Source organism: Hylemonella gracilis str. Niagara R (assembly GCF_000600295.1).
Taxonomy (GTDB): Bacteria; Pseudomonadota; Gammaproteobacteria; order Burkholderiales; family Burkholderiaceae_C; genus Hylemonella; species Hylemonella gracilis_A.
Map to the genome: position 1 here is coordinate 1763321 of NZ_JEMG01000001.1, position 19775 is coordinate 1783095.

Sequence of the window (19775 nt, forward strand, 5' to 3'; positions counted from 1 at the left end):
TCGACTGGCTCAGCTGCGGTGCATGGACGACAAGCCCAACTCACACCTCGGCCGCCGACAGGGTGGCGGAGATGCCATAGAACCCTGCGACAAGAGCATCGTCGGCGTGTACCTCGGCTCCCACGCCACCTTGCTGGTTCAACACGCTTGGCGCCAATTCCGATGCAAGCAGGCCGCGCAAGGGCTCCGCGTCATGGCCGCAGACCAGAAATACCCAGTCCGCCGTGCGGTCCTGGCCGCGAATCCGCTGCTCTTGAGTTTGCGCGACCTGGCCTAAATCCGCCTTCTCCAGCAGATGCGCACCGGTCACGCCGCGCCGCGTCGGCAGTGTTGCGACGAGTTCTTTCAGATACGCACGAAGCTGCAGCGCTTGCTCCGCTGCTGGCGAGATTCTCAGCGTCAGCATGTGGCGTCCAATGCCCGCTCCGGCACTGGCGGTCACGTCGCACAGGCTGCGAACCATGCCTGCGTGATGCGGCATCATCTTGACTGACCAGGGCGTCGGGTCGTTCAAGCGTGCCAAGTACGCAGGACCGGCCAGAACCTGCCGGTCGCTGAGCTCGTACATCACGAAGAAGCCGGTCTCGTCGTCCTCGCTGGACCAGCGTGTACCCCGCTGAAAGCCCGGGATGCGCAGTCGTTCCGGCAAGTGTTCGTGGGTGTGCCAGTCGAGGAAATCGGCCTTTTGATCCGCTGCGATGTGCCACCACATGGCCACCGCAGCCTTGCCGGTCAACGCCATGACGGCCCTTTCATTCAGATGTTGGTGGTGCTTGGATCTGGCTTACGACTTTCTTTCTGCCGCTAGCAAGGCCTGGCTGTCCCGCACGATGTCCACGATGGCCCGCAGCCCCTGGAGATAGGAATGACGCCCCAAGCCCTGGATCGTTCCCTTCACCGCAGGTGAAATGATCGAATGGTGGCGCCAGGCTTCTCGTGCGGCGATGTTGGACATGTGGACTTCGATCACCGGAAACGGCATGGCCTTGATCGCGTCGTGCAACGGCACGCCGTGCTGGGTGAGGCCAGCCGGGTTCACGATCGCACCGTCCGATGTATCGATGTGCTCGTGGAGGAAATCGATCAAGGCGCCTTCGTGGTTCGACTGGAGCGTCGTGAGCGTCACGCCCAACTCGGCCGCTAGCGTGGACAGTTGCTCGTTGATCTGCGCCAGCGTCGTGGTGCCGTAGATGTGCGGTTCTCGCCGCCCGAAGAGGTTGAGGTTCGGGCCGTGCAGGACAAGGATTTTCATGGGCGTCACAGCTTCGAGATCCGCTCCAGTTCGGCCTTGAAGAGCGTCACGATCGCCGGGTCGTAGGCGGCAGAAAACTTCTCGTAGACGGGGCGCACCTCGGCCCGCATGCGGGCCAGCTCGGCGGGTGCGATGTCGTTGTAGATCATGCCCTTGGCTTTCAACTCGCCCAGGGCCTTGCCCGAAACCTCGCGGCTGACCGTGCGTTGCCAGTTCTGGGCTTCGATCGCGGCATCCTGCAGCAGCTTCTGTTCAACCGGTGAGAGGCGATCCCAGAAGCGCTTGCTGATCTGAATCGGATTGGTCGCGTAGACGTGGTTGGTGCCACTGACGTACTTCTGTACCTCGTAGATCTTGCTCGACTCGATGACGGCAAAGGGATTTTCCTGGCCATCGACGGCCTTGCTTTCGAGCGCGCCATACAGTTCGGCAAAGGCCATGGGCACGGGGTTGGCCTTGAAGGTCTTGAATGTTTCCAGGAATACCGGATTCGGGATCACGCGCAGCTTCAGACCCTCCAGATCCGAGCCTTTCGTGATGGGCCGCTTGCTGTTGGTGACGTTGCGAAAACCCAGATCGAAGAAGCCCAGCACCACCACGCCCTTTTCCGGCAGTTTGGCTGCAAGCATCTTGCCCAGAGGGCCATCGACCAGTGCATCGGCCTGTTGGGCATTGGCGAAGAGAAAGGGGAAGTCGAGCAGGCCGAACTCCTTGACGATGCCGTTCAGCGAGGTGGTCGATGCCACCAGCATCTCCTGCACGCCGCCTTGCAGCGCCGATTGTTGCTGCAACTCGTTGCCGAGTTGGGATGAGGCGAACTCCTGTACCTTGATCTTGCCGCCGCTCTTGGTCGTGACGATCTCGGCGAATTTGCGCACGCCCAGGCTGGTCGGATGCCCGGGATTGTTCAGGTGGCCGAACTTGATGGTGCGTTCTTGGATGTCCTGCGCATGGGCGGCGGAGGCGGCCAGGGCACTGCTCAGCATCAGCGTGGCGCCCAGCAGGGCGGTCTTGAATATGAGTGTCACGGTTTGTCTCCTATTGGCATGTGCATCACCGCCGGGTGGTGGTGTTCGGGCATGATAGGAAGCTGTTTTGAACAGCGTTCCAAACAGGAATCTGATTTCACAATGTTGAATCAACCGGAGCGACAGGCTGTGGGCGCGGTGGACCGCGCCTTGCTCATTCTTGAAACGCTGGCGGCCCAACCCGAGGGCCTGGCCCTGGCCGACTTGGCCGATGACCTGGGGCTGCCACGCAGCGCCTGCCATCGTTTGCTGCAGGAACTGCTGCGTTGTGGTTACGTGCGCCAGGTGCGCGAGCACGGTGATTACGCCCTCACGACCAAGCTGCCCGCGCTGGGCCTGAACTTTCTGGGCAGCACGGGCATCGTGGACCTGGCGCAACCCATCATCGAGCGGCTGGCCGACAACGCGGGGGACCTGGTGCGTCTGGCGCTCGTGGATGGTGACCGCCTGACCTTCGTGGCCAAGGCACAAGGCGCGCGCGCTGGCTTGCGTTATGACCCGGACATGGGCATCGACGTACGCCTGTCCTGCAGCGCGGGAGGTCATGCCTGGCTGATGACGCTGAGCGAGGAGCGCGCCACTGCGCTGGTGGCGGCCCAGGGTTTTGGTAGTCCCAAGCAATACGGTCCCAAGGCGCCGACCACCTACAAGGCCTTGATGAAGATCCTGGACGAGGATCGGGCGCGCGGTTACAGCCTGATCGTCGAATCCTACGCACCGGGCATGACGGCCATGGCCGCGCCCATCCTGCGTCGCAATGGCGAGGCGGTGGGCGTCATCACCATCGCTGGCCCGCTGCAGCGGCTCACGCCGCAACGCATGCAGGAACTGGGTGCGCCACTGCGCCAAGCCGCAGCTGATCTGGCGCTGGTCAGTGCTTCCTCGCCTTTGTTCGGGCGACGTGGGAGGGCGTGATCGGGAGAACGATGTGTCGTTCATGGGCCAGACCCGCCCGCGCTTTGAAGGATACTGCGCGTCCACCACGAACCACCGGGACCACGCATGCCTGATCATGAAAAGCTGAACTACGTCGAGTACCCCGCGAAGGACTTGCCGGCGACCAAAGCGTTTTTCCAAGCCGCGTTCAACTGGACCTTCGAGGACTACGGCCAGGCCTATACCGCGTTCGCAGGGCAGGGCCTGGATGGCGGCTTCTTCCAATCGGACTTGTCGGCCCGCACCGAGCGGGGCAGCGCCTTGCTGGTTTTCTACAGCGATGATCTGGAGGGGACCTTGGCCAAGGTCGTGGATGCTGGTGGTCGCATCGTCAAACCGGTGTTTGCGTTCCCGGGTGGCCGCAGGTTTCACTTCACCGACCCCAGTGGGAACGAGTTTGCCGTCTGGGGGCAAGCACAGTCATGACAGGCGCGCGCGGCGCTGATGAAGGCTGTGGGGCCGAAAGAAAGCAAACATGAACAAAACCTGGATCGCCCCCGATGGCCAAGTCCGCTGTCATTGGTGCAGCGCCACGCCCGAGTACCTGGCCTACCATGATGAGGAGTGGGGGCTGCCGCAGGCGGATGTCCGGCGCCTGTTCGAGAAACTCAGCCTGGAAGGTTTCCAGTCCGGCTTGAGCTGGCGCACCATCCTCGCCAAGCGCGAGAACTTCCGCCGCGCCTTCGATGATTTCGACTTCGAGGCGATCGCGCGCTACACCGAGCGCGATGTCCTGCGGTTGCTGGACGACGCGGGTATCGTGCGGCATCGCGGCAAGATCGAAGCGGTGATCCACAACGCCCAGCGCGCGCTTGAGATGGTGGCCCGGGAAGGTTCCGTGGCTGCTTTCGTCTGGCGCTACGAGCCTGACATGAAGGCCCTGGCTGCGCCCCAGACCGCCTCCACCTCGCCCGAGTCCGTGGCCCTGTCCAAGGAACTGAAGAAGCGGGGATGGAAGTTCGTGGGGCCGACGACGGTCTATGCCTTCATGCAGGCCATGGGCCTGGTGAACGATCACGCGACGGACTGCGTGGCCCGTTCCCGTGTGGACCGCGCGCGCCAAGCCTTTTCGAGACCGTGAAGCGGGGCGCCACGTGCGTTGGGCCGTACCAGGTGGCCCATACCACCAGCCACGGTGTGGTCGCGCGCTCGCCAAGGCTTGGCGCCAAGGGTGGCGCCGCAGGTCCGGTCTTGCTATAACTGGTGCACTGCCAACTTCAGGGAGTTTCCATGCCCTTCGATCTGTCCACCTTCACCCTCATTCACGTCCTGCTGAGCGTGCTCGGCCTCATTGCTGGCCTGGTGGTCGCGGGGGGCTTGGTGTCCGGCGCGCGCCTGGACGGCTGGACGGCCTTTTTCCTGTCCACCACCATCGCGACCAGCATCACGGGCTACGGTTTTCCTGCTGACCAGCTCCTGCCGTCGCACATCGTGGGTGCCATTTCGCTGGTGGCCTTGGCCCTGGGCGTGTACGCGCGCTATGGCAGGAAGATGTACGGGGGCTGGCGCCGTGTCTACGTCGTGACGGCGGTCACGGCGCTCTACCTCAATGCCTTCGTGCTGATGGTGCAGCTCTTCGTCAAGACACCGGCGCTGGCGCGCCTGGCACCCACGCAGCAGGAGACACCCTTTGTCCTCACGCAGGCCGTGATCCTGTTGGTCTTCGTCTGGATCGGTGAAAAGGCCTGGCGGCGTTTCCGTCCCTGAGCCTTTACGCCATTCGCTGTCGACAGGCTCAGCGCGTCACTACGCGGTCGCGGCCCTGGGCTTTGGCGTCGTACAGGGCTTGGTCAGCCCGGGTGACGACCGCCTCGGCGTTGGTGTCGTCTTTGCGCGCGAGGCTCAGGCCCACGCTGGCCGTGACCTGCCCGACCTCGGGGAAGGACGCCGCAGCCACCGCAGCGCGGATTTTCTCGGCCACGGCCAGTCCTTCCCGCGCATCCGGCGCATCGGGCAGCAGCACCACGAACTCTTCGCCGCCATAGCGGGCCACGAAGTCGGTGATGCGCGTGGACTGCGTCAGCAACTGCCCGAGGCGGCGCAGCACCTCGTCACCCGACTGGTGGCCATGCCGGTCGTTGATGGCCTTGAAGTGGTCGATGTCGATCAGCAGCAGACCAAAACCTCGTTCATTGCGCCGCAGGGCCTGAAACGCTTCTTGCAAGCGGGCATCGAAACGGCGGCGGTTGTTCAGGCCCGTCAGGCTGTCCACGGTGGCCAGGCGCTCGAGTTCCTGGTTGGCGACGGAGAGCGCCTCGGTGCGCTCGCGCACCTGTTGCTCCAGCGAGGCGTTGAGCGTTTCCAGTTCGGCCTCGTGCCGCAGCAGGGCCCCGGTCATGGACTGTATGGACGCGCTGAGCTGGCGGATTTCATTGATCTGCTTGCGTTCGTCGGGATAGACCGGTGGGCGTTCACGCCGTTCGATCTCGCGCATGGCCCGTGCCAGTTGCTCGATGGGCTGGCTCACGCGGGTGGCCAGCCGGTAGGTGATGAGCGCGAACACCAGGGCCGCGAGCAGGCCGAAGATGAGCAACTGTCGGTGCAGGTCTCGCAGCGGCTCCACCGCCACGTCCAGCGGCTGGCGCAGCACGACGCGCCAGCCCAGCGGCGTGCTGGTCCTCGCGGGGACTTCGACCATGCTGGTGAGGTAATGATCGCCATCATTCCAGCGCACGACTTCGTAAGGTGCGTCCGGGCGGGTGCGTTGGGGCAGTTGCAGCTTGCCCATGTGGTGGTAGGGATAGAGGATTTCGCCGGCCGCGTTGGCGATCAGCACCTCGATTTGGCGCTGCGCCTTGTCCTGGGTCACGACGGACTCCACCGTGTCGGTCACCCAGTCCCAGTGGGCGTGGGCGCCAAGCACGCCGCGCACCTGGCCTTTTTCGTCCAGGATCGGTGCGGCGAAATCGATGAAGCGCAGGGGCTCGTTCGCTGTGCGTTGCGGAAGTTGCTTTGCCAGCAGCACGGCTTCGTGCACGTCGCCTGTATACGGTCCCGTGAGCGCGGCCTGGAACCAGGGACGCTGGTCCACCTTGCTGCCGACAAGCAGGCCTTGCGTCGCTTGGATCACCTTGCCTTGCGGGTCGGCGATGCCGATCCAGGCGTATTCGTCATAGGTCTGCTGGCGCAGGGTCAACAGCTTGCCGAGTTCTGGCGCATCCAAGTCTGTGCGTGAGAAGGTCAGCGACTGGCGCAGCAGGCTGATTTCCTTGTCCCGCTCGCTCAAGTTGGTGGCCAACAGGTCTGCCGCAGAACGCGCGCTGACGTGCAGCGCTTGGCCACCAAAATCGGCCAGCTCCTGAGTCGCGATGCGGCCAACGTAAAGGCCGACGCACAGTACCGTGGCCAGGGACAGCAGTCCGAACCACAGAGTCAGGCGTCCGCGGAAATTGCCCGGATGCAGGCGCCGGGCCCAGGCAAAATTCATGTGTTCTCGTTCCTCATGCGCCAGATCGTGCTTCGCCGCGCAGTGTAGAGGCAAAAAATCGTGCGTTAGGCCTGCAAGGCTATGGCATCCCGGGCCTGCGGTGATGCACGCCTCGCCTTGCCGGGCGATGGGTCGAGGGCCTCGGGGATAATCCCGCACATGAGCGGCAACACCCTAGGTCTACTTTTCAGCGTCACGAATTTTGGCGAATCCCACGGTCCGGCCATCGGCTGCGTGATCGACGGCTGCCCGCCCGGCATGGCCTTGTCGGTCGAGGACATCCAGCCTGAACTGGACCGGCGTCGCCCCGGTACCAGCAAGTTCGTCACCCAGCGCAACGAGCCTGACCAGGTGGAGATCCTGTCTGGCGTTTACGAAGGCCAGACCACGGGCACGCCCATCGCCCTACTGATCCGCAATACCGACCAGCGCAGCAAGGACTACGGCGACATTCTGCAGACCTTCCGCCCGGGCCACGCGGACTACAGCTATTGGCGCAAGTACGGCCTTCGTGACCCGCGCGGCGGCGGACGTTCCTCGGCCCGCTTGACCGCGCCCACGGTGGCGGCAGGCGCGGTGGCTCGCAAGTGGCTGAGGGAAAAGTTCAGCATCGAGATCCGTGCCTGCATGACGCAAATCGGCGAGGTTGAGATCCCCTTTGAATCCTGGGACCACGTTCAGCACAACCCCTTCTTCGCACCCGTGGCCGACGTGTCCGCGCTCGAGGACTATCTGCAGGCGCTGCGCAAGTCGGGCGATTCTTGTGGCGCACGCCTGCGCGTGACGGCGACCCAGGTACCGGTCGGTCTGGGCGAGCCGCTGTATGACAAGCTCGACGCGGACATCGCCCACGCGATGATGGGGCTCAACGCCGTCAAGGGCGTGGAGATTGGCGCCGGCTTCGCGGCGGTGGCGGACAAGGGCAGTACCCATGGTGACGCGCTCACGCCCCAGGGTTTCGTGGGCAACAAGGCCGGCGGCGTGCTGGGCGGCATCAGCACAGGGCAGGACATCGAGGTGTCCATCGCCCTCAAGCCCACCAGTTCCATCCTCGTGCCGCGCGCGTCCATCGACACGGCGGGGCAGGCGACCGAACTGATCACCAAGGGACGCCACGACCCTTGCGTGGGTGTGCGTGCGGCTCCCATCGCCGAGGCCCTGCTGGCCCTGGTGCTGATTGACCACGCTTTGCGCCACCGTGCCCAGTGCGGCGACGTGTCCTTGCCCGTGCCACCGATTCCGGGGCGCGTGCCCGGCGCACAGTAGTTCTGATTCCATCCACCTTCCAGGAAGACACCACCATGCCCATCCTCCACGTCGAGATGCTTGCGGGCCGCACGCCTGAGCAGAAAAAACTATACGCCCAGGCCCTGACTGAGATCACGATCCGGACCCTCGGCGTTCCGGCCGAAGCCGTGGATGTGCTGATCACTGAGGTGCAGCGCCAGGACTGGTTCGTTGCCGGCGTACCCTTTAGCGAGAAGAAATAGAGCGGCGCGCGGGCTGTTCGCTGCCAACTCACCTGGCCGATCCAAGCCCTTCAGCCCTCAGATCAGGTTGCGCATCGCGCGCGCGGTGTCTTGCAGCACCGGCAGCACTCGTGCGGCTGCATCTTGCGTGCTTTCCTGCCCCATGGGCATGGTGACGTTCAACGCGGCGACCAGATCGCCGTGGTGGTCGAGCAGTGGCACCGCGATGCCACGGTAATTCAGTTCAAGCTGCTGCTCCGAGATGGCCCAGCCGCGCTGGCGGATGCGGGCAAGTTCCTCGCGCAGGCTCTCCTTGCGTGTGATGGTGTGTGATGTATAGGCCTTCAATTCCTGACGGGCCAGCCATTCCTCCGCTTCGGCCTCGTCGCGCAGGGCCAGCATCAGCATTCCTGCCGCCGTGACCTGCGCCTGCACCCGCGCGCCCAGCACGTAGCCGGTGTTCATGTTGCGGTTGGGGCCGTTGCGCGCGATGCAGACGATCTCGTCCCCGTCCAACACACTGACGTAGGCCGTTTCCCCGATGCCCGCCGTGGCGCGCTGCAGAAAGGGTTGCACGATGCGCGGCAGCCGCGCCGATTCCAGGTAAGACCGCCCCAGGCGCAACACGCGCGGTGTCAGCCAGAACAGCTTGCCATCGGTGGCAACGTAGCCCAGGTGGGCCAGCGTCAGCAGGTAGCGTCGCGTGGCGGTGCGGGTCATGCCACAACGCTCACCGGCCTGACTGCTGGTCAGGCGGGGGTTGGCATCGTCGAAGGCCTCGATCACGGACAGGCCTTTTTCCAGGCCTGCGATCCAGTCGCGTTTGTCGAGCTGGGGGAGGGAAGTCACGGGCGGGATTGTGCGGAGCGGGCGCATGGCGAGCAGTTCAGGTGAAACCCTGAATGCGTTCGATGAACGCACAATTTTGAGCGATATTCGCGCATGCCGATCGTTCGAATGTCGGTTTGCCCTTGGGAATCCACTAAATTCGCGCCCATTCCAAGTACCGACAGACCGGCCTACATGCAGCTTTCCAGTGCGCTTGTTCCTCGCGTCAGCGGGAGCACCGAACTTTTCCTGATCCCGGGAGATCCGGTCGAGCAGGTCCGGGCACCCGAAGTCTTCAATCGAGTGTTCGCTGCCTTGGGCATCAACGCGGTGCTGGTGCCGGTGCATGTGGCGCCGGCCGACATCGAGACGTTTGTTCGCAGCGTTTTCCTGGCGCGCAACGTCAAGGGCCTGTTCCTGGCCATCCCGCACAAAGCGCTGGTGATGGACATGCTGGATGCTTGCTCCTCTCTGGGCCGTCTGGCGGGCGCGGTCAACGCCATCCGTCGCACGGCGGACGGACGACTAGAAGGCGGGCTTTTCGATGGGGAAGGGCTGCGGGCTTCACTGGACTATTTCGGCATGGCCCATGCGGGGCGGCGCGTCTTGATCCTGGGTGCGGGCGGAGGCGCCGCCGCCATCGGCGCGTCGCTGGTGGGGGATGTGGCCGAACTCGCGCTGTACGACCCGGTGCCGGGCAAGGCCTCAAGCGTGGCCGCGCGCCTCGGGGCGTGCTTGGGCAGCGGGGGGCGGGTGCGCGCTGCGCCGGGCAACGACCCCGCAGGTTTCGATCTCGTGATCCATGCCTCGCCGCTGGGTCTGCAGCCCGGCGATCCGCTGCCGCTCGATGTCAGTCGCATGGCGCCGCACGCAGTCCTGGTCGACATCCTGATGAAGAACCAGCCCACGCCCCTGGTGCGCGCCGTGCGCGAACGCGGCTTGCACGCGCAGCCTGGTTTCGAAATGCTTATCCAGCAAACACCGCTGTACCTGGAGTTCTTCGGCTACCCTGAGGCGGCGCAGGCCGTGCGGCAGGACGCCACCTTCCTGCGTGAACTGATCTATCCACCGCAACTGGCGCACGAGATCCGCCGCCCTGGCGATGCACTCAAGACCCGAGCCGCAGAAGCACGGCCCGCTTTTCATTGACTCACCGCTTCACTAAAACCCAAGGAGACACTCATGCAAAAACGTTTCACACTCCAACTGCTGGCGGCTTGCGCCCTCGGCGCCGCCTGTGCCACGACGGCACTGGCACAGCAGGTCGTCAAGATCGCCAACATCGTGGAACTGTCCGGCGCCGGCGCGACGGCCGGCACCAACTTCAAGAATGGGGTGGAACTGGCAGTCAAGGAAATCAACGCGGCCGGCGGCATCCTGGGTCGCAAGATCCAGTCCGCGACCTACGACACGCAGAGCAACCCTGGCGTGGCCAAGGGCCTGACCCAGAAGGCGGTGGACGAAGAGGTCTTCGCCATCTTCGGTCCGGTGTTCTCGGGCTCCATCATGGTCAGCATGGCCGAGTCGCGTCGTGCCGAGGTGCCCAACTTCACGGGCGGTGAGGCCGCGTCCATCACGCAGCAGGGCAACCCCTATGTGTTCCGCACCAGCTTCGGCCAGTCCACGTCCTTTCCCAAGCTCGCGCGCTACATCAACGGCAAGGCCAAGACCCTGGCCGTGGTCTACGTGAACAATGACTTCGGCAAGGGCGGGCGCGACGCCATCGTCAAGCTGATGGAAGGCAGCCCGACCAAGGTGGTGGCCGACATTTCCACTAACCAGGGGCAGATCGATTTCTCCGCCGCCGTGCTGGCGGTCAAGCAAAGCAATGCCGATGCCGTGTTCGTCTACACGAACGAGGAAGAATCGGCCCGCGCGCTGCGCGAGTTCCGCAAGCAGGGCTGGACCAAGCCCATCATCGGCGAGACCACGTTGACCGGCCAGAAGGTGATCGAGCTGGCGGGCGAGGCCGCCAATGGCGCCGTGGCCCACGTTGGCCTGACTGTTGACGCACCGCCGACCCAGGCCTTCGGCGCCAAGTTTCAGAAGGAATACAACTACGTGTCGGACCACAACGGCATCAAGGGCTACACCGGCGTCCATGTGCTCAAGGCTGCGATCGAGAAGGTCGGCAAGTTCGACCGCGTGGCCGTGGCCCAGGCGCTGAAGAACGTCACCTTCACGGCCAAGCAACACCCGGGCGTGCTGATGGACGTGAGCTTCGATGACAAGGGCGACATCGACCGCGAGAGCTTCATGGTCGAAGTCAAGAACGGCAAGCAGGTGGTGGTGAGCACACTGCCGCCGCTGGGCAAGAAGTAAGCGACCCTGTCCTCTTTTCCGTTTGTTTGTTCTTCCTGCGGGCCTGGTGCCCGTGGGAACCGGAATGCCATGACTGATTTTCTGCAACTGCTGTTCAGCGGCCTAGCCACGGGCGGCATCTACGCGCTCGCAGCCCTGGGCTTCACCCTGCTGTGGCAGGCCAGCGGCACCATCAATTTCGCCCAGGGCGAATTCGTCATGCTGCCGGCCTTCGTCATGCTGGCCTTCATGGCCCTGGGCGCGCCGTTGTGGCTGGGCTTCGTGCTGGCCGCCGGGGTCTCCGCGCTGGTGCTGGGCTGGGCCTTCAAGCGTGGCGTGGTGGACCCGCTGTTCAAGTACGGGATGATGCCCATCGTGGTCGCGACCATCGGCCTGGCCATCACGCTGAGCAACGGCATCCGCGCGGGTTACAGCGCCGAGGCGCATCCTTTTCCCAACCCCTTTGGCGACCATGTGTTCAACATCGCGGGCGTGACCATCACCTCCGGCGGCATCGGTACGCTGCTGACCGCGCTGGCCCTGGTCTTCGCAACACAGGCCTTCATGACCCGCACCGTGACCGGCCGCGCCATGCAGGCCGTGGCGCAGAACACCGAAAGCGCCACCGTGTTGGGCATCAACGTGCCGCGCATGATCTTCTACGCCTTCGCCATCAACGCGCTGCTGGCCTGCGCGGCGGCCCTGCTGGTCACGCCGACCTACCTGGCTAAGTTCGACATGGGTGAGGGCCTGGGCACCAAGGCCTTCTTCGCCGCCATCATCGGCGGCTTCAACAACTCGCGCGGCGCCTTGCTGGGCGGTCTGATCGTGGGCGTGGCTGAGAACCTGGCAGCGGCCTATGTCTCGCCAGCGTACAAGGATGCCGTGGCCCTGATGATCTTCATGGTGGTCATCTTGTTCAAGCCGCAAGGCCTGCTGGGTAAAAAAGAAGAACGGAAAGTCTGAGGCGGCCCCATGAAACGCATTTCCATGATCTTGGCGCTGCTTGTCGGCCTGGGCCTCTTGATCGCGCCCCAGTTCCTCAAGAGTTACGGCGTCTATCTGCTGACGTACTGGTTGATCTTCATCATTGCCGTCATGGGCCTGAACCTGACGGTGGGTTATGCCGGGCAGAAATCGCTGGGCCACGCAGCCTTCTTTGGCATCGGCGCCTACACGGCGGCCATCCTCATGAAGGCGGGGGTGAGCTTTTGGTTCAGTCTGCCCGCGGCGGCGTTGATCTGCTTTGGGGTTGGCCTGATCCTTGGCTTTCCGGCCCTGCGGGTGCAGACCATTTACCTGGCCTTCGCCACCTTGGGTTTCAACACCGCCATCTGGCTGGTGATGCGCAACGAGGAATGGTTGACCGGTGGCACCTTTGGCATCAACAACATCCCGCGTCCCGAACTGTTGGGCTGGTCGCTGGAGAACAACCGCACCTACTTTTATTTCACGTTGGTGGTGACCTTGCTGCTGGGCTGGCTGCAGTGGCGACTGCTGCGCTCGCCCTGGGGCAAGGCCTTCACGGCGCTGCGCGACAACCCCATCCGCGCCGAGAGTCTGGGCGTGCACATCCGCAACTACACGCTGCTGAGCTTTGCGATTGGCGCGGCCTACGCTGGCGTGGCGGGCGTGCTGTTCGCGTCCCTGGTGCAGTTCATCGAGCCCGCACCGTTCACGGTGGGGGCCTCGATCATGATGTACCTGATGGTCGTGGTCGGTGGCCCGGGCTATTTCCTCGGGCCCGTGGTGGGCGCGGCGGTCGGCGTGCTGCTGCCTGAGTGGTTGCGCTTCGCTCAAGCCTGGTACCTGTTCGTGTTTGGCACGGCGGTGGTGCTGATGATGATCTGGCTGCCAGACGGGCTGCTCAGCATCCCGGACCGCATCCGGGCCCGGCGGCAGGCACAGGCGGCTTCGGCCGCGCGCGCCCGGGCCGCCGCCGCGCAAGGAGGCCAGGCATGAACGCGTCCTCTCCACCCGTGCTCAAGGTCAGTGGGCTGAAAAAAGCCTATGGCGCGATCCAGGCCGTCGACGGCGTGAGCTTCGAGGTTCGCGCCGGGGAAATCTTTGGTGTCATCGGCCCCAATGGTTCGGGCAAGACCACGATGTTCAACAGTGTGCTCGGGCAAATCAGCCCCGACGCGGGTTCGATCGAGTTGAATGGCCAGTCCATCACCGGACTGTCGCCGCTGGAACTCAACCGGCGCGGTGTCGGCCGCACCTTCCAGACCTTGCAGGTCTTCGGCAAGATGTCGGTGCGCGACAACCTGCTGGTGGCCGCGCAGGAACACCAAGGCAGCCTGCTCAGTCGTCTGTTCGCGCCCGGCGATTCAGGCCTGGGCGGCAAGGCCGACGCGCTGATCGATCTGTTCCGCATCCGGCATGTGGCCGAGCAGCCCGCCGGCAGCCTGAGCTACGGTCAACAAAAGCTGGTGGACATCGCCATGGCCTTCATGAGCGATCCCGACCTGGTGCTGCTGGACGAACCCTGCGCGGGCGTCAATCCCAGCCTGGTCGGCGGCATCTCGGTGCTGCTCAAGCAGCTCAACCGCGAGCGCCAGAGTTCCTTCGTCGTGATCGAGCACAACATGGACTTCGTGATGGATCTGTGCCACCGCATCCTGGTCATGGTCGAGGGCCGCGTGCTGGCCATCGGCACGCCGGACGAAATCCGCGCCAACAAGCAGGTGCTCGACGCCTACCTGGGGAGTTGACCATGGCCTACAACACTTCTTGCATCGAGTTCCAGGACGTGGTCGCGGGCTACAAGGATTTCATGATCCTCAACCAACTGTCCTTCCAGGCGCGGCGTGGCGCGATCACGCTGCTGCTCGGCCCCAACGGGGCGGGCAAATCCACCGTGCTCAAGACCTTGTTTGGATTGCTGAAGCCGCGCCAAGGCCGTATCCTGCTCGATGGCCAAGATGTCACCGGCGCGAGCCCGAAGGATCTGCTGGCGCGCGGCATCGCTTTCGTGCCCCAGGGGCGCAACCTCTTCGGCCAGCTCACAGTGCACCAGAACCTCGAGCTGGGCGGCATCACCCTGGGCATGAAGGCCACGCACGCGCGCATCCCCGAGGTGCTGGAGTTCTTCCCGCGTGTGCGCGAGCGCTTGCATTCCCAGGCTTCGGCCCTCTCGGGTGGCGAGCAGAAGCAGCTCGAGATCGGGCGGGCGCTGCTGCTGCGGCCCCGGGTGCTGCTGATCGACGAGCCGTCCATTGGCCTGTCGCCCATCGTGGTGCAGGAAGTCTTCAAGCTGCTGCGCCGCCTGGCCGGGCAGGGCACGACGGTGCTGATGGTGGAGCAGAACGTCAAGAGCGCGCTCAAGGTCTCGGACGAAGCCATCGCGCTGGAATCCGGGCGCCGGGTGCTGCAGCGTCCGGCGGCCGAACTGCTGACCGATCCACACATCGAGCGCTTGTTCCTCGGCGGCGCGCACAGCACCGGGGTCGCCGCGCCGGCCGGCGCCTGAGAACTTGGGGCCGTGGGTTCGGTGCTTGCGCTCGCATGAGGCGTTACATCAGACCCCGAGCGCTGCGTTCGATGCGCGGCTGGAGGAGAATGCGTGTTTCGGCGCTCCATGCCGCGCCTGACTCGAACCTGATGCGCCCGATGTGACCGATGCGCCACCACCCGGATCCCTGATTTCATGCGCCTCGCCTTGCCCGGAGGGACCTTCACGGTCCTGCTCTTGCTGCTCCTGGGCGCGCAGCCCATCGCCACCGACCTCTACCTGCCTGCCCTGCCCGCGATCACGCGCGACCTGGGCCCGGCCAGCACCAGCCTGACTGTTTTCGCCCTGGCCTTCGGCATCAGCCAGCTCTTCAGCGGGCCCTTGGCCGACCGTTGGGGCCGTCGGCCGTTGCTGCTGTCGGGTTTGGCGCTCTACGCCGTGGGCGCGCTGGGCGCGACCTTGGCGGGCAGCATCGCAGTGCTGGCCTGCTGGCGCGCCGTGCAGGGCGTGGCCATGGCGGCCATCCTGATCTGCGCGCGCGCCGCGGTGCGCGACCGCTACAGCGCGCTGGAAGGTCCGCGTGTGATGGCGCTGGGCCTGTCGGGCTTGGGTGTGGTGGCGCTGCTGGCGCCCTTGCTCGGCGCGTTGATGACGCAGTACGCCAGCTGGCGCTGGGCCCTGGCGTGCATGACCGCTTATGCGCTGGTGGTGCTGGCTTGGTGTGCCTTGCGCTTCACCGAGACCCGTCCTGCCCGCGTACCCGGCCAGCAAGGCAGCGCGCGCGAGGTGCTGCGCAATGCCAACTTCTGGGCTTGGAGCAGCCTCACGGCGGCCACGTACGGGGGCGTCTTCTGCTTCCTGTTGCTGTCGCCCATGGTTTACGTGGAACGCCTGGGCCTCAGCCCGCTGGCCTATGGCTGGATACCTGCCAGCGGTTCCCTGGTCTACACCTTCAGCACGGCCTGGTGCCGCCATCTGCTGCACCGGCGCACGGCGCTGGCCTGCGTGCAGTTGGGGGCGGGTTTCAGCCTGGCGGGCGCTGCTCTGCAAGTCGTGGGCGCGATGGCGTGGCCGGATCGGGTGGTGCCTCTCCTGCTGGGGCATTGGATTTTCGTGATCGGTCATGGTTTTCACCAGCCGTGCGCGCAGGCTGGCGCGGTGAGTGACCTTCCACACGCCGCCGGTCGCGCTGTGGCTTGGTCGGGCTTCATCACCATGGCCGTGGCCTTTGCCCTGGGGCAGACCGTGGCGCATTTCTCCCACGGCGTGGAGGCGGTGGGAGGCCTTCATGGCCCTTTGACCGGCACCTGGCCTGTGGCTTTGCCGATGGCCTTGGCGGCCTTGGGCATTGGGCTCATCACCCGCTGCTGGTTGCCGCGCGCACAGTCCGCCTGAAAGCCCTGGGTCCTGGCGAGGTTTCGGGCCGTGCCAAGGCGCGCGGGTGGCGGCTTCAGCGGGAGAGCCGGAAGCTGGCGACCGTTTGCACCAGATCGTTGGCTTGTTCGCGCAAGCCTTGCGCGGCGGCGGCCGACTGTTCGACCAGCGCAGCATTCTGTTGCGTCATCTGATCCAGGTGTTGCACGGCCTGGCCGATTTCTCCGAGGGTGTGGGCTTGCGCGGCGCTGGAGCTGGAGATTTCGCTGATGATTTGCGTGACCTGGTTGACGCTGCGCACCACCTCGCCCATGGTTTCCCCGGTTTCACTGACCAGACGACTGCCGCCGTCCACGCGATCGACGGAGGCAGAGATCAGCGCCTTGATCTCGCGCGCGGCTTCGCCCGAGCGCTGAGCCAACAATCGCACTTCACCCGCCACCACGGCGAAACCTCGTCCTTGTTCGCCCGCACGGGCGGCTTCCACGGCCGCATTCAGCGCCAGGATGTTGGTCTGGAAGGCGATGCCATCGATCACGCCGATGATGTCACCGATCCTGTTGGACGCCTCCTGGATGTCACGCATGGTGCGCACCACTTCCCCGACCATGGCGCCGCCTCGATGCGCCACTTGTGAGGCTGCCTGAGCCAGGGCGTCGGCCTGGCGCGCGGCATCGGCGTTTTGACGCACCCCATCGCCCAATTGGGCCATGGCCGCGCCAGTTTGCTCCAGGCTGGCGGCGGCCTGTTCGGTGCGGTTCGACAGGTCCTGGTTGCCCGACGCGATTTCACTGGAGGCCAGCCGCACTTGTTCGGCTGAGCTGCGCACCCCGGCGATGGTGACGGCCAGCCGTTCTTGCATTTCAGACAGACTGCGACTCAATTCAGCCAGTTCGTCACTGCCCTGGGCCTCGATGCGCCGCGTCAGGTCGCCGTCTGCAATGTGCGCCGTCTGCCGGCGCGCTGATTCGAGCGGTTGAGTCACCGAGCGGGTGATGAGCAAGGCCACCACCACGCCCAGCACCGAGGCCAGGCTCAGCAGCACGATGATGAGCGCACGTGTCAGGCGAGCCTGGTCTTCCATCTCGGCGGTGGCCTTGGCCACGCTTTGGTGGGTGTAGTCCGCGTAGGCGTTGATCGCTTCCAGGTAGCTTTCCATGGCCGGGATCAGATCGCTGGAAATCCCCGCGACCACGTTTTCACCGGCTTCCTTTCTCTTGAGCAGAGCTTCCCGCAGGTCCTGGTAGACCTTGCGTTTCTGGTTGATGATCTCGACCAGGCGCACGGCCTCGGGGGGCTGTTCGATGCCGTTGAGTTCCTTTTGCACCGCGTCGATGCGGGCGGAGGTTTCCTTGGATTTGCGGGTGAAGGCCGTGACGAACACTGGGTCGTTCACGGCCATGCTGACCAGTCGCCGCTGAATGCTGACCTCGGTCAGCCCGGCCCATTGCCGTGAAAGATCAAGCGCATGCATGTCCACCTCGACCAGACGGTGGATGCGCTCATTGAGCTGGCCGACGCGCAGCACGCCGACGACGGAGGCGCCGATCAGCAGCACCATGACCAGCGCGAAACCCGCCAGCACGCGGTTGCGCAGCTTCCAATGATTCAGGAAATGCATGGCATGCCCTTCGGAAATTTTTTGGCGGTTGCTTTAACGTGTGCGCTGTGCAGTCCGAAACAGGCACGCTGGTGGCAAGCGAGAACCAGCATTCAAAATACGGAACGATCATATAGGTCGCCCCTGAAATTTCAATGTCAAATCAAAGTCTTGAAAATCCCGCTTGATCGGTTGCCCCAGCATGGACCGGACCTGTTGCAAGGTGGTGATCCGACCATCCTGCTGGTCAGACTGGATGCGATGGGATCGCCTGAAAATTGGATCGCTTAGACTCAAACACCATGAAAACCCTCTACGTCTTCAATGGCCCCAACCTCAACCTGCTGGGCACGCGCGAGCCGAGCATCTACGGCGCGCAGACCCTGGCCGACGTGCAGGCACTGTGCGAGCGCGCGGCGGCCCAGCACGGACTGAAGCTGGATTTCCGCCAGAGCAACCACGAAGGCGCGCTGATCGACTGGCTGCACGAGGCTGGTCGCGCGCAGGCGCAAGGCGCAGCCATTGGCGTGGTGTTCAATGCCGGTGCCTACACGCATACGAGCGTCGCGTTGCACGATGCGATCAAGGGTGCGGGCGTGCGCCTCATCGAACTGCACATCAGCAACGTCCATGCGCGCGAGGCCTTCCGCCACCACAGCTACATCAGTCCCGTGGCTTCGGCCGTGATGGCAGGGTTTGGCGTGGGTGGCTATGCCCTGGCCATCGACGGTCTGGTGATGCAGCATCGCGCCAGCGAGGGCGTGGTGCGCGAAGGCCGTGCCCTGGAGGCGCCGGCCGCGCAAGAAGGCGTTGCCCGCCTGCCGTCCAAGGACTGAGCGCCCGGGCACGCCTTGGTCAGCGTCGTGCCGACAAGGTGACGGAAGGCGACACGCCATAGCGTTTGCGGTAAGCCTGCGCGAAACGACCAAGGTGGGTGAAACCGCAATCGAAAGCAATCGCGGCGACGGAGGACGTATCCCCGGAGGGCGCGTCATGGGTGTGGCTTTGCGCGGTGCGCAGCAAGGCGTGAGCGCGCTCCAGGCGCAGAGCCTGCAAGTGTTGCATGGGGCTGGTGCCTCGAAAGCGTTTGAAGGCTTCCAGCAGGGTGCGCGTGGAGGTTCCAGCCGCGGCCGCGATGTCGGCCAGGCGCAGCGCCTCGCCCGCGCGTTCGGCCATGCAGCGTTCAGCGCGCAACACGCAGGCCGGCGCGATACCCGTGGCCTGCAGATGGGCGTCGTGTGTGTCCGACCCCCAGCCTTGGCCCTCGTGCAGCAGGTGCACCAGCAAGCGCTCCATCTCAACGGCCACCAGGGGATGACGCCGAGCCGTGTCCAGCAGGGCGGGCGACCCGGCGATCAGGCGCAATTGCTCCCCCCAGGCCTGCAAGCCGGGGCGGCGCATATCCAGAGCGCCATGAAAGCGGGCTGCCGCGCCGTCCAGCCCCAGATGGGCCTCGACCATGTGGCGGTCCAGTCGCAGCACGAACTGTTCGCAGTCGGGTGACAGGTTGGCGAGGAAGGAGTGACCCGGCGCGCAGACGACGCCGGTGGAGGGGCTGGCCGTGAAGGTGCGGCCCGCGCTGCGCACCTCTGCGTGCCCGCGCAGACAGAACATCAGCAGGTGGTAATCCTCCACCGCCTCCACGTCCACCTGCGTGGGTTGGCCGAAGAAGGCGATGGTCCCCAGGCCCAGCTCTCCCAGTCGCACGTAGTCCATGTGCGAACGCGAGGGGCGGCCAGTGCTCGCGCCCAAGGGGCGCAGCTGGTGGGGTTGCATGACCCGCGAGATGCGCTCCCGAGCCTCGTCCAGGTCATCGGATTCGAACAGCCGGTGCGCGCGCAGTGCCCGGGGTTCGAAAAGGCCGAAATCGGTGGCGACGGCTGCGGGACGTGGGGCGAGTTGCATGGCCGGTTCGGTGTTCCAGGTAACAGTCCGGAAGCAGGCAGCAAAGTGCAAGAAGCGCGCCAGGCATCACCCACCCTGTTTCACCCAGATCAAGCCCCCGCGTGAAAGCCGCGCGAATTGGACAAGGTGCCGCCCGATCTGCGGCAAACGGATAGCCGCACGCCGTGGGTGTTCCAACAATCGGACCATTCCCTACCGCGC

20 protein-coding genes and 1 pseudogene are annotated in these 19775 nt (G+C 64.8%); 14 read left to right on the top strand and 7 right to left on the bottom strand.

The annotated features are described in order from the left end of the window. Positions 1-40: 40 nt before the first annotated feature. The 3 genes from AZ34_RS08185 to AZ34_RS08195 are packed head-to-tail and all read right to left on the bottom strand — an operon-like array spanning position 41 to position 2280. On the bottom strand, positions 41-742 hold the full coding sequence (locus tag AZ34_RS08185) for a hypothetical protein (protein ID WP_035606909.1): 702 nt from the start codon (positions 740-742) through the stop codon (positions 41-43). Positions 743-784: 42 nt separating this feature from the next. Then, positions 785-1252, bottom strand: a complete 468-nt coding sequence (locus tag AZ34_RS08190; RefSeq protein ID WP_035606913.1) for a type II 3-dehydroquinate dehydratase — start codon at positions 1250-1252, stop codon at positions 785-787. Between the two features lie 5 nt (positions 1253-1257). After that, on the bottom strand, positions 1258-2280 hold the full coding sequence (locus AZ34_RS08195; RefSeq protein WP_419670205.1) for a TRAP transporter substrate-binding protein: 1023 nt from the start codon (positions 2278-2280) through the stop codon (positions 1258-1260). A gap of 102 nt (positions 2281-2382) precedes the next feature. Here AZ34_RS08195 and AZ34_RS08200 point away from each other — a divergent pair, with 102 nt between their 5' ends. The 4 genes from AZ34_RS08200 (at position 2383) to AZ34_RS08215 (ending at position 4923) form a co-directional block, all read left to right on the top strand. Beyond that, positions 2383-3195: an IclR family transcriptional regulator gene (locus AZ34_RS08200; protein WP_051509623.1), complete on the top strand. Its 813-nt coding sequence runs from the start codon at positions 2383-2385 to the stop codon at positions 3193-3195. A gap of 87 nt (positions 3196-3282) precedes the next feature. Next, on the top strand, positions 3283-3642 hold the full coding sequence (locus AZ34_RS08205) for a VOC family protein (protein WP_035606916.1): 360 nt from the start codon (positions 3283-3285) through the stop codon (positions 3640-3642). 49 nt (positions 3643-3691) lie between these two features. Then, a complete protein-coding gene (locus AZ34_RS08210; protein ID WP_035606919.1) occupies positions 3692-4297 on the top strand; it encodes a DNA-3-methyladenine glycosylase I in 606 nt (201 codons plus the stop codon). 149 nt (positions 4298-4446) lie between these two features. Next, positions 4447-4923, top strand: coding sequence for a hypothetical protein (locus tag AZ34_RS08215; protein WP_035606922.1), 477 nt, complete (start codon positions 4447-4449; stop codon positions 4921-4923). A gap of 28 nt (positions 4924-4951) precedes the next feature. Here AZ34_RS08215 and AZ34_RS08220 read toward each other — a convergent pair whose 3' ends face one another. Continuing rightward, positions 4952-6643, bottom strand: a complete 1692-nt coding sequence (locus AZ34_RS08220; protein WP_051509624.1) for a sensor domain-containing diguanylate cyclase — start codon at positions 6641-6643, stop codon at positions 4952-4954. Between the two features lie 159 nt (positions 6644-6802). Between AZ34_RS08220 and aroC the strand changes: the two genes are divergently transcribed. Next, entirely contained in the window at positions 6803-7909 is a 1107-nt protein-coding gene (gene aroC / locus AZ34_RS08225; protein WP_035606926.1) for a chorismate synthase, read from the top strand. Next, positions 7849-8133 carry a tautomerase family protein gene (locus tag AZ34_RS08230; protein ID WP_269320440.1) on the top strand — a complete coding sequence of 95 codons (285 nt, stop codon included), beginning with the start codon at positions 7849-7851 and terminating at the stop codon, positions 8131-8133. Before aroC ends, AZ34_RS08230 begins: the two co-directional genes overlap by 61 nt. Positions 8134-8190: 57 nt before the next feature. Here the strand turns inward: AZ34_RS08230 and AZ34_RS08235 are convergent, their stop codons facing one another. Next, positions 8191-8961 carry an IclR family transcriptional regulator domain-containing protein gene (locus AZ34_RS08235; protein ID WP_035611218.1) on the bottom strand — a complete coding sequence of 257 codons (771 nt, stop codon included), beginning with the start codon at positions 8959-8961 and terminating at the stop codon, positions 8191-8193. 174 nt (positions 8962-9135) lie between these two features. On the opposite strand from AZ34_RS08235, the gene AZ34_RS08240 reads away from it, so the two are divergent. The 7 genes from AZ34_RS08240 to AZ34_RS08270 all read left to right on the top strand — a co-directional run bounded on the left by AZ34_RS08240 (position 9136) and on the right by AZ34_RS08270 (position 16090). Beyond that, positions 9136-10089: a shikimate dehydrogenase family protein gene (locus AZ34_RS08240; protein ID WP_035606932.1), complete on the top strand. Its 954-nt coding sequence runs from the start codon at positions 9136-9138 to the stop codon at positions 10087-10089. Between the two features lie 33 nt (positions 10090-10122). Then, entirely contained in the window at positions 10123-11262 is a 1140-nt protein-coding gene (locus AZ34_RS08245; RefSeq protein ID WP_035606935.1) for an ABC transporter substrate-binding protein, read from the top strand. 69 nt (positions 11263-11331) lie between these two features. Further along, positions 11332-12207: a branched-chain amino acid ABC transporter permease gene (locus AZ34_RS08250; RefSeq protein ID WP_035606938.1), complete on the top strand. Its 876-nt coding sequence runs from the start codon at positions 11332-11334 to the stop codon at positions 12205-12207. A gap of 9 nt (positions 12208-12216) precedes the next feature. Continuing rightward, complete coding sequence (locus AZ34_RS08255; RefSeq protein ID WP_035606941.1) at positions 12217-13203, top strand: branched-chain amino acid ABC transporter permease; 987 nt, start codon at positions 12217-12219, stop codon at positions 13201-13203. Further along, on the top strand, positions 13200-13955 hold the full coding sequence (locus AZ34_RS08260) for an ABC transporter ATP-binding protein (protein WP_035606944.1): 756 nt from the start codon (positions 13200-13202) through the stop codon (positions 13953-13955). Before AZ34_RS08255 ends, AZ34_RS08260 begins: the two co-directional genes overlap by 4 nt. Positions 13956-13957: 2 nt before the next feature. After that, positions 13958-14713, top strand: coding sequence for an ABC transporter ATP-binding protein (locus AZ34_RS08265; RefSeq protein WP_035606947.1), 756 nt, complete (start codon positions 13958-13960; stop codon positions 14711-14713). Between the two features lie 177 nt (positions 14714-14890). Beyond that, complete coding sequence (locus AZ34_RS08270) at positions 14891-16090, top strand: MFS transporter (protein ID WP_035606949.1); 1200 nt, start codon at positions 14891-14893, stop codon at positions 16088-16090. A gap of 55 nt (positions 16091-16145) precedes the next feature. On the opposite strand, the gene AZ34_RS08275 is transcribed toward AZ34_RS08270, so the two are convergent. Then, positions 16146-17690, bottom strand: coding sequence for a methyl-accepting chemotaxis protein (locus AZ34_RS08275; protein ID WP_035611221.1), 1545 nt, complete (start codon positions 17688-17690; stop codon positions 16146-16148). Between the two features lie 281 nt (positions 17691-17971). Here AZ34_RS08275 and aroQ point away from each other — a divergent pair. Then, positions 17972-18403 (top strand): annotated as a pseudogene (gene aroQ / locus AZ34_RS08280) (type II 3-dehydroquinate dehydratase); the annotation flags it as partial. A gap of 121 nt (positions 18404-18524) precedes the next feature. On the opposite strand, the gene andR reads toward aroQ, so the two are convergent. Further along, entirely contained in the window at positions 18525-19574 is a 1050-nt protein-coding gene (gene andR / locus AZ34_RS08285) for an anthranilate 1,2-dioxygenase regulatory protein AndR (RefSeq protein WP_051509626.1), read from the bottom strand. Positions 19575-19775 lie beyond the last annotated feature (201 nt).

Excerpts from the sequence above, each read along its gene's own strand:
- AZ34_RS08185 (WP_035606909.1), bottom strand. The coding sequence starts at position 742 with ATGGCGTTGACCGGCAAGGCTGCGGTGGCCATGTGGTGGCACATCGCA.
- AZ34_RS08190 (WP_035606913.1), bottom strand. The coding sequence starts at position 1,252 with ATGAAAATCCTTGTCCTGCACGGCCCGAACCTCAACCTCTTCGGGCGG.
- AZ34_RS08200 (WP_051509623.1), top strand. The coding sequence starts at position 2,383 with ATGTTGAATCAACCGGAGCGACAGGCTGTGGGCGCGGTGGACCGCGCC.
- AZ34_RS08205 (WP_035606916.1), top strand. The coding sequence starts at position 3,283 with ATGCCTGATCATGAAAAGCTGAACTACGTCGAGTACCCCGCGAAGGAC.
- AZ34_RS08210 (WP_035606919.1), top strand. The coding sequence starts at position 3,692 with ATGAACAAAACCTGGATCGCCCCCGATGGCCAAGTCCGCTGTCATTGG.
- AZ34_RS08215 (WP_035606922.1), top strand. The coding sequence starts at position 4,447 with ATGCCCTTCGATCTGTCCACCTTCACCCTCATTCACGTCCTGCTGAGC.
- AZ34_RS08220 (WP_051509624.1), bottom strand. The coding sequence starts at position 6,643 with ATGAATTTTGCCTGGGCCCGGCGCCTGCATCCGGGCAATTTCCGCGGA.
- aroC (WP_035606926.1), top strand. The coding sequence starts at position 6,803 with ATGAGCGGCAACACCCTAGGTCTACTTTTCAGCGTCACGAATTTTGGC.
- AZ34_RS08240 (WP_035606932.1), top strand. The coding sequence starts at position 9,136 with ATGCAGCTTTCCAGTGCGCTTGTTCCTCGCGTCAGCGGGAGCACCGAA.
- AZ34_RS08245 (WP_035606935.1), top strand. The coding sequence starts at position 10,123 with ATGCAAAAACGTTTCACACTCCAACTGCTGGCGGCTTGCGCCCTCGGC.
- AZ34_RS08250 (WP_035606938.1), top strand. The coding sequence starts at position 11,332 with ATGACTGATTTTCTGCAACTGCTGTTCAGCGGCCTAGCCACGGGCGGC.
- AZ34_RS08255 (WP_035606941.1), top strand. The coding sequence starts at position 12,217 with ATGAAACGCATTTCCATGATCTTGGCGCTGCTTGTCGGCCTGGGCCTC.
- AZ34_RS08260 (WP_035606944.1), top strand. The coding sequence starts at position 13,200 with ATGAACGCGTCCTCTCCACCCGTGCTCAAGGTCAGTGGGCTGAAAAAA.
- AZ34_RS08265 (WP_035606947.1), top strand. The coding sequence starts at position 13,958 with ATGGCCTACAACACTTCTTGCATCGAGTTCCAGGACGTGGTCGCGGGC.
- AZ34_RS08270 (WP_035606949.1), top strand. The coding sequence starts at position 14,891 with ATGCGCCTCGCCTTGCCCGGAGGGACCTTCACGGTCCTGCTCTTGCTG.
- AZ34_RS08275 (WP_035611221.1), bottom strand. The coding sequence starts at position 17,690 with ATGCATTTCCTGAATCATTGGAAGCTGCGCAACCGCGTGCTGGCGGGT.
- andR (WP_051509626.1), bottom strand. The coding sequence starts at position 19,574 with ATGCAACTCGCCCCACGTCCCGCAGCCGTCGCCACCGATTTCGGCCTT.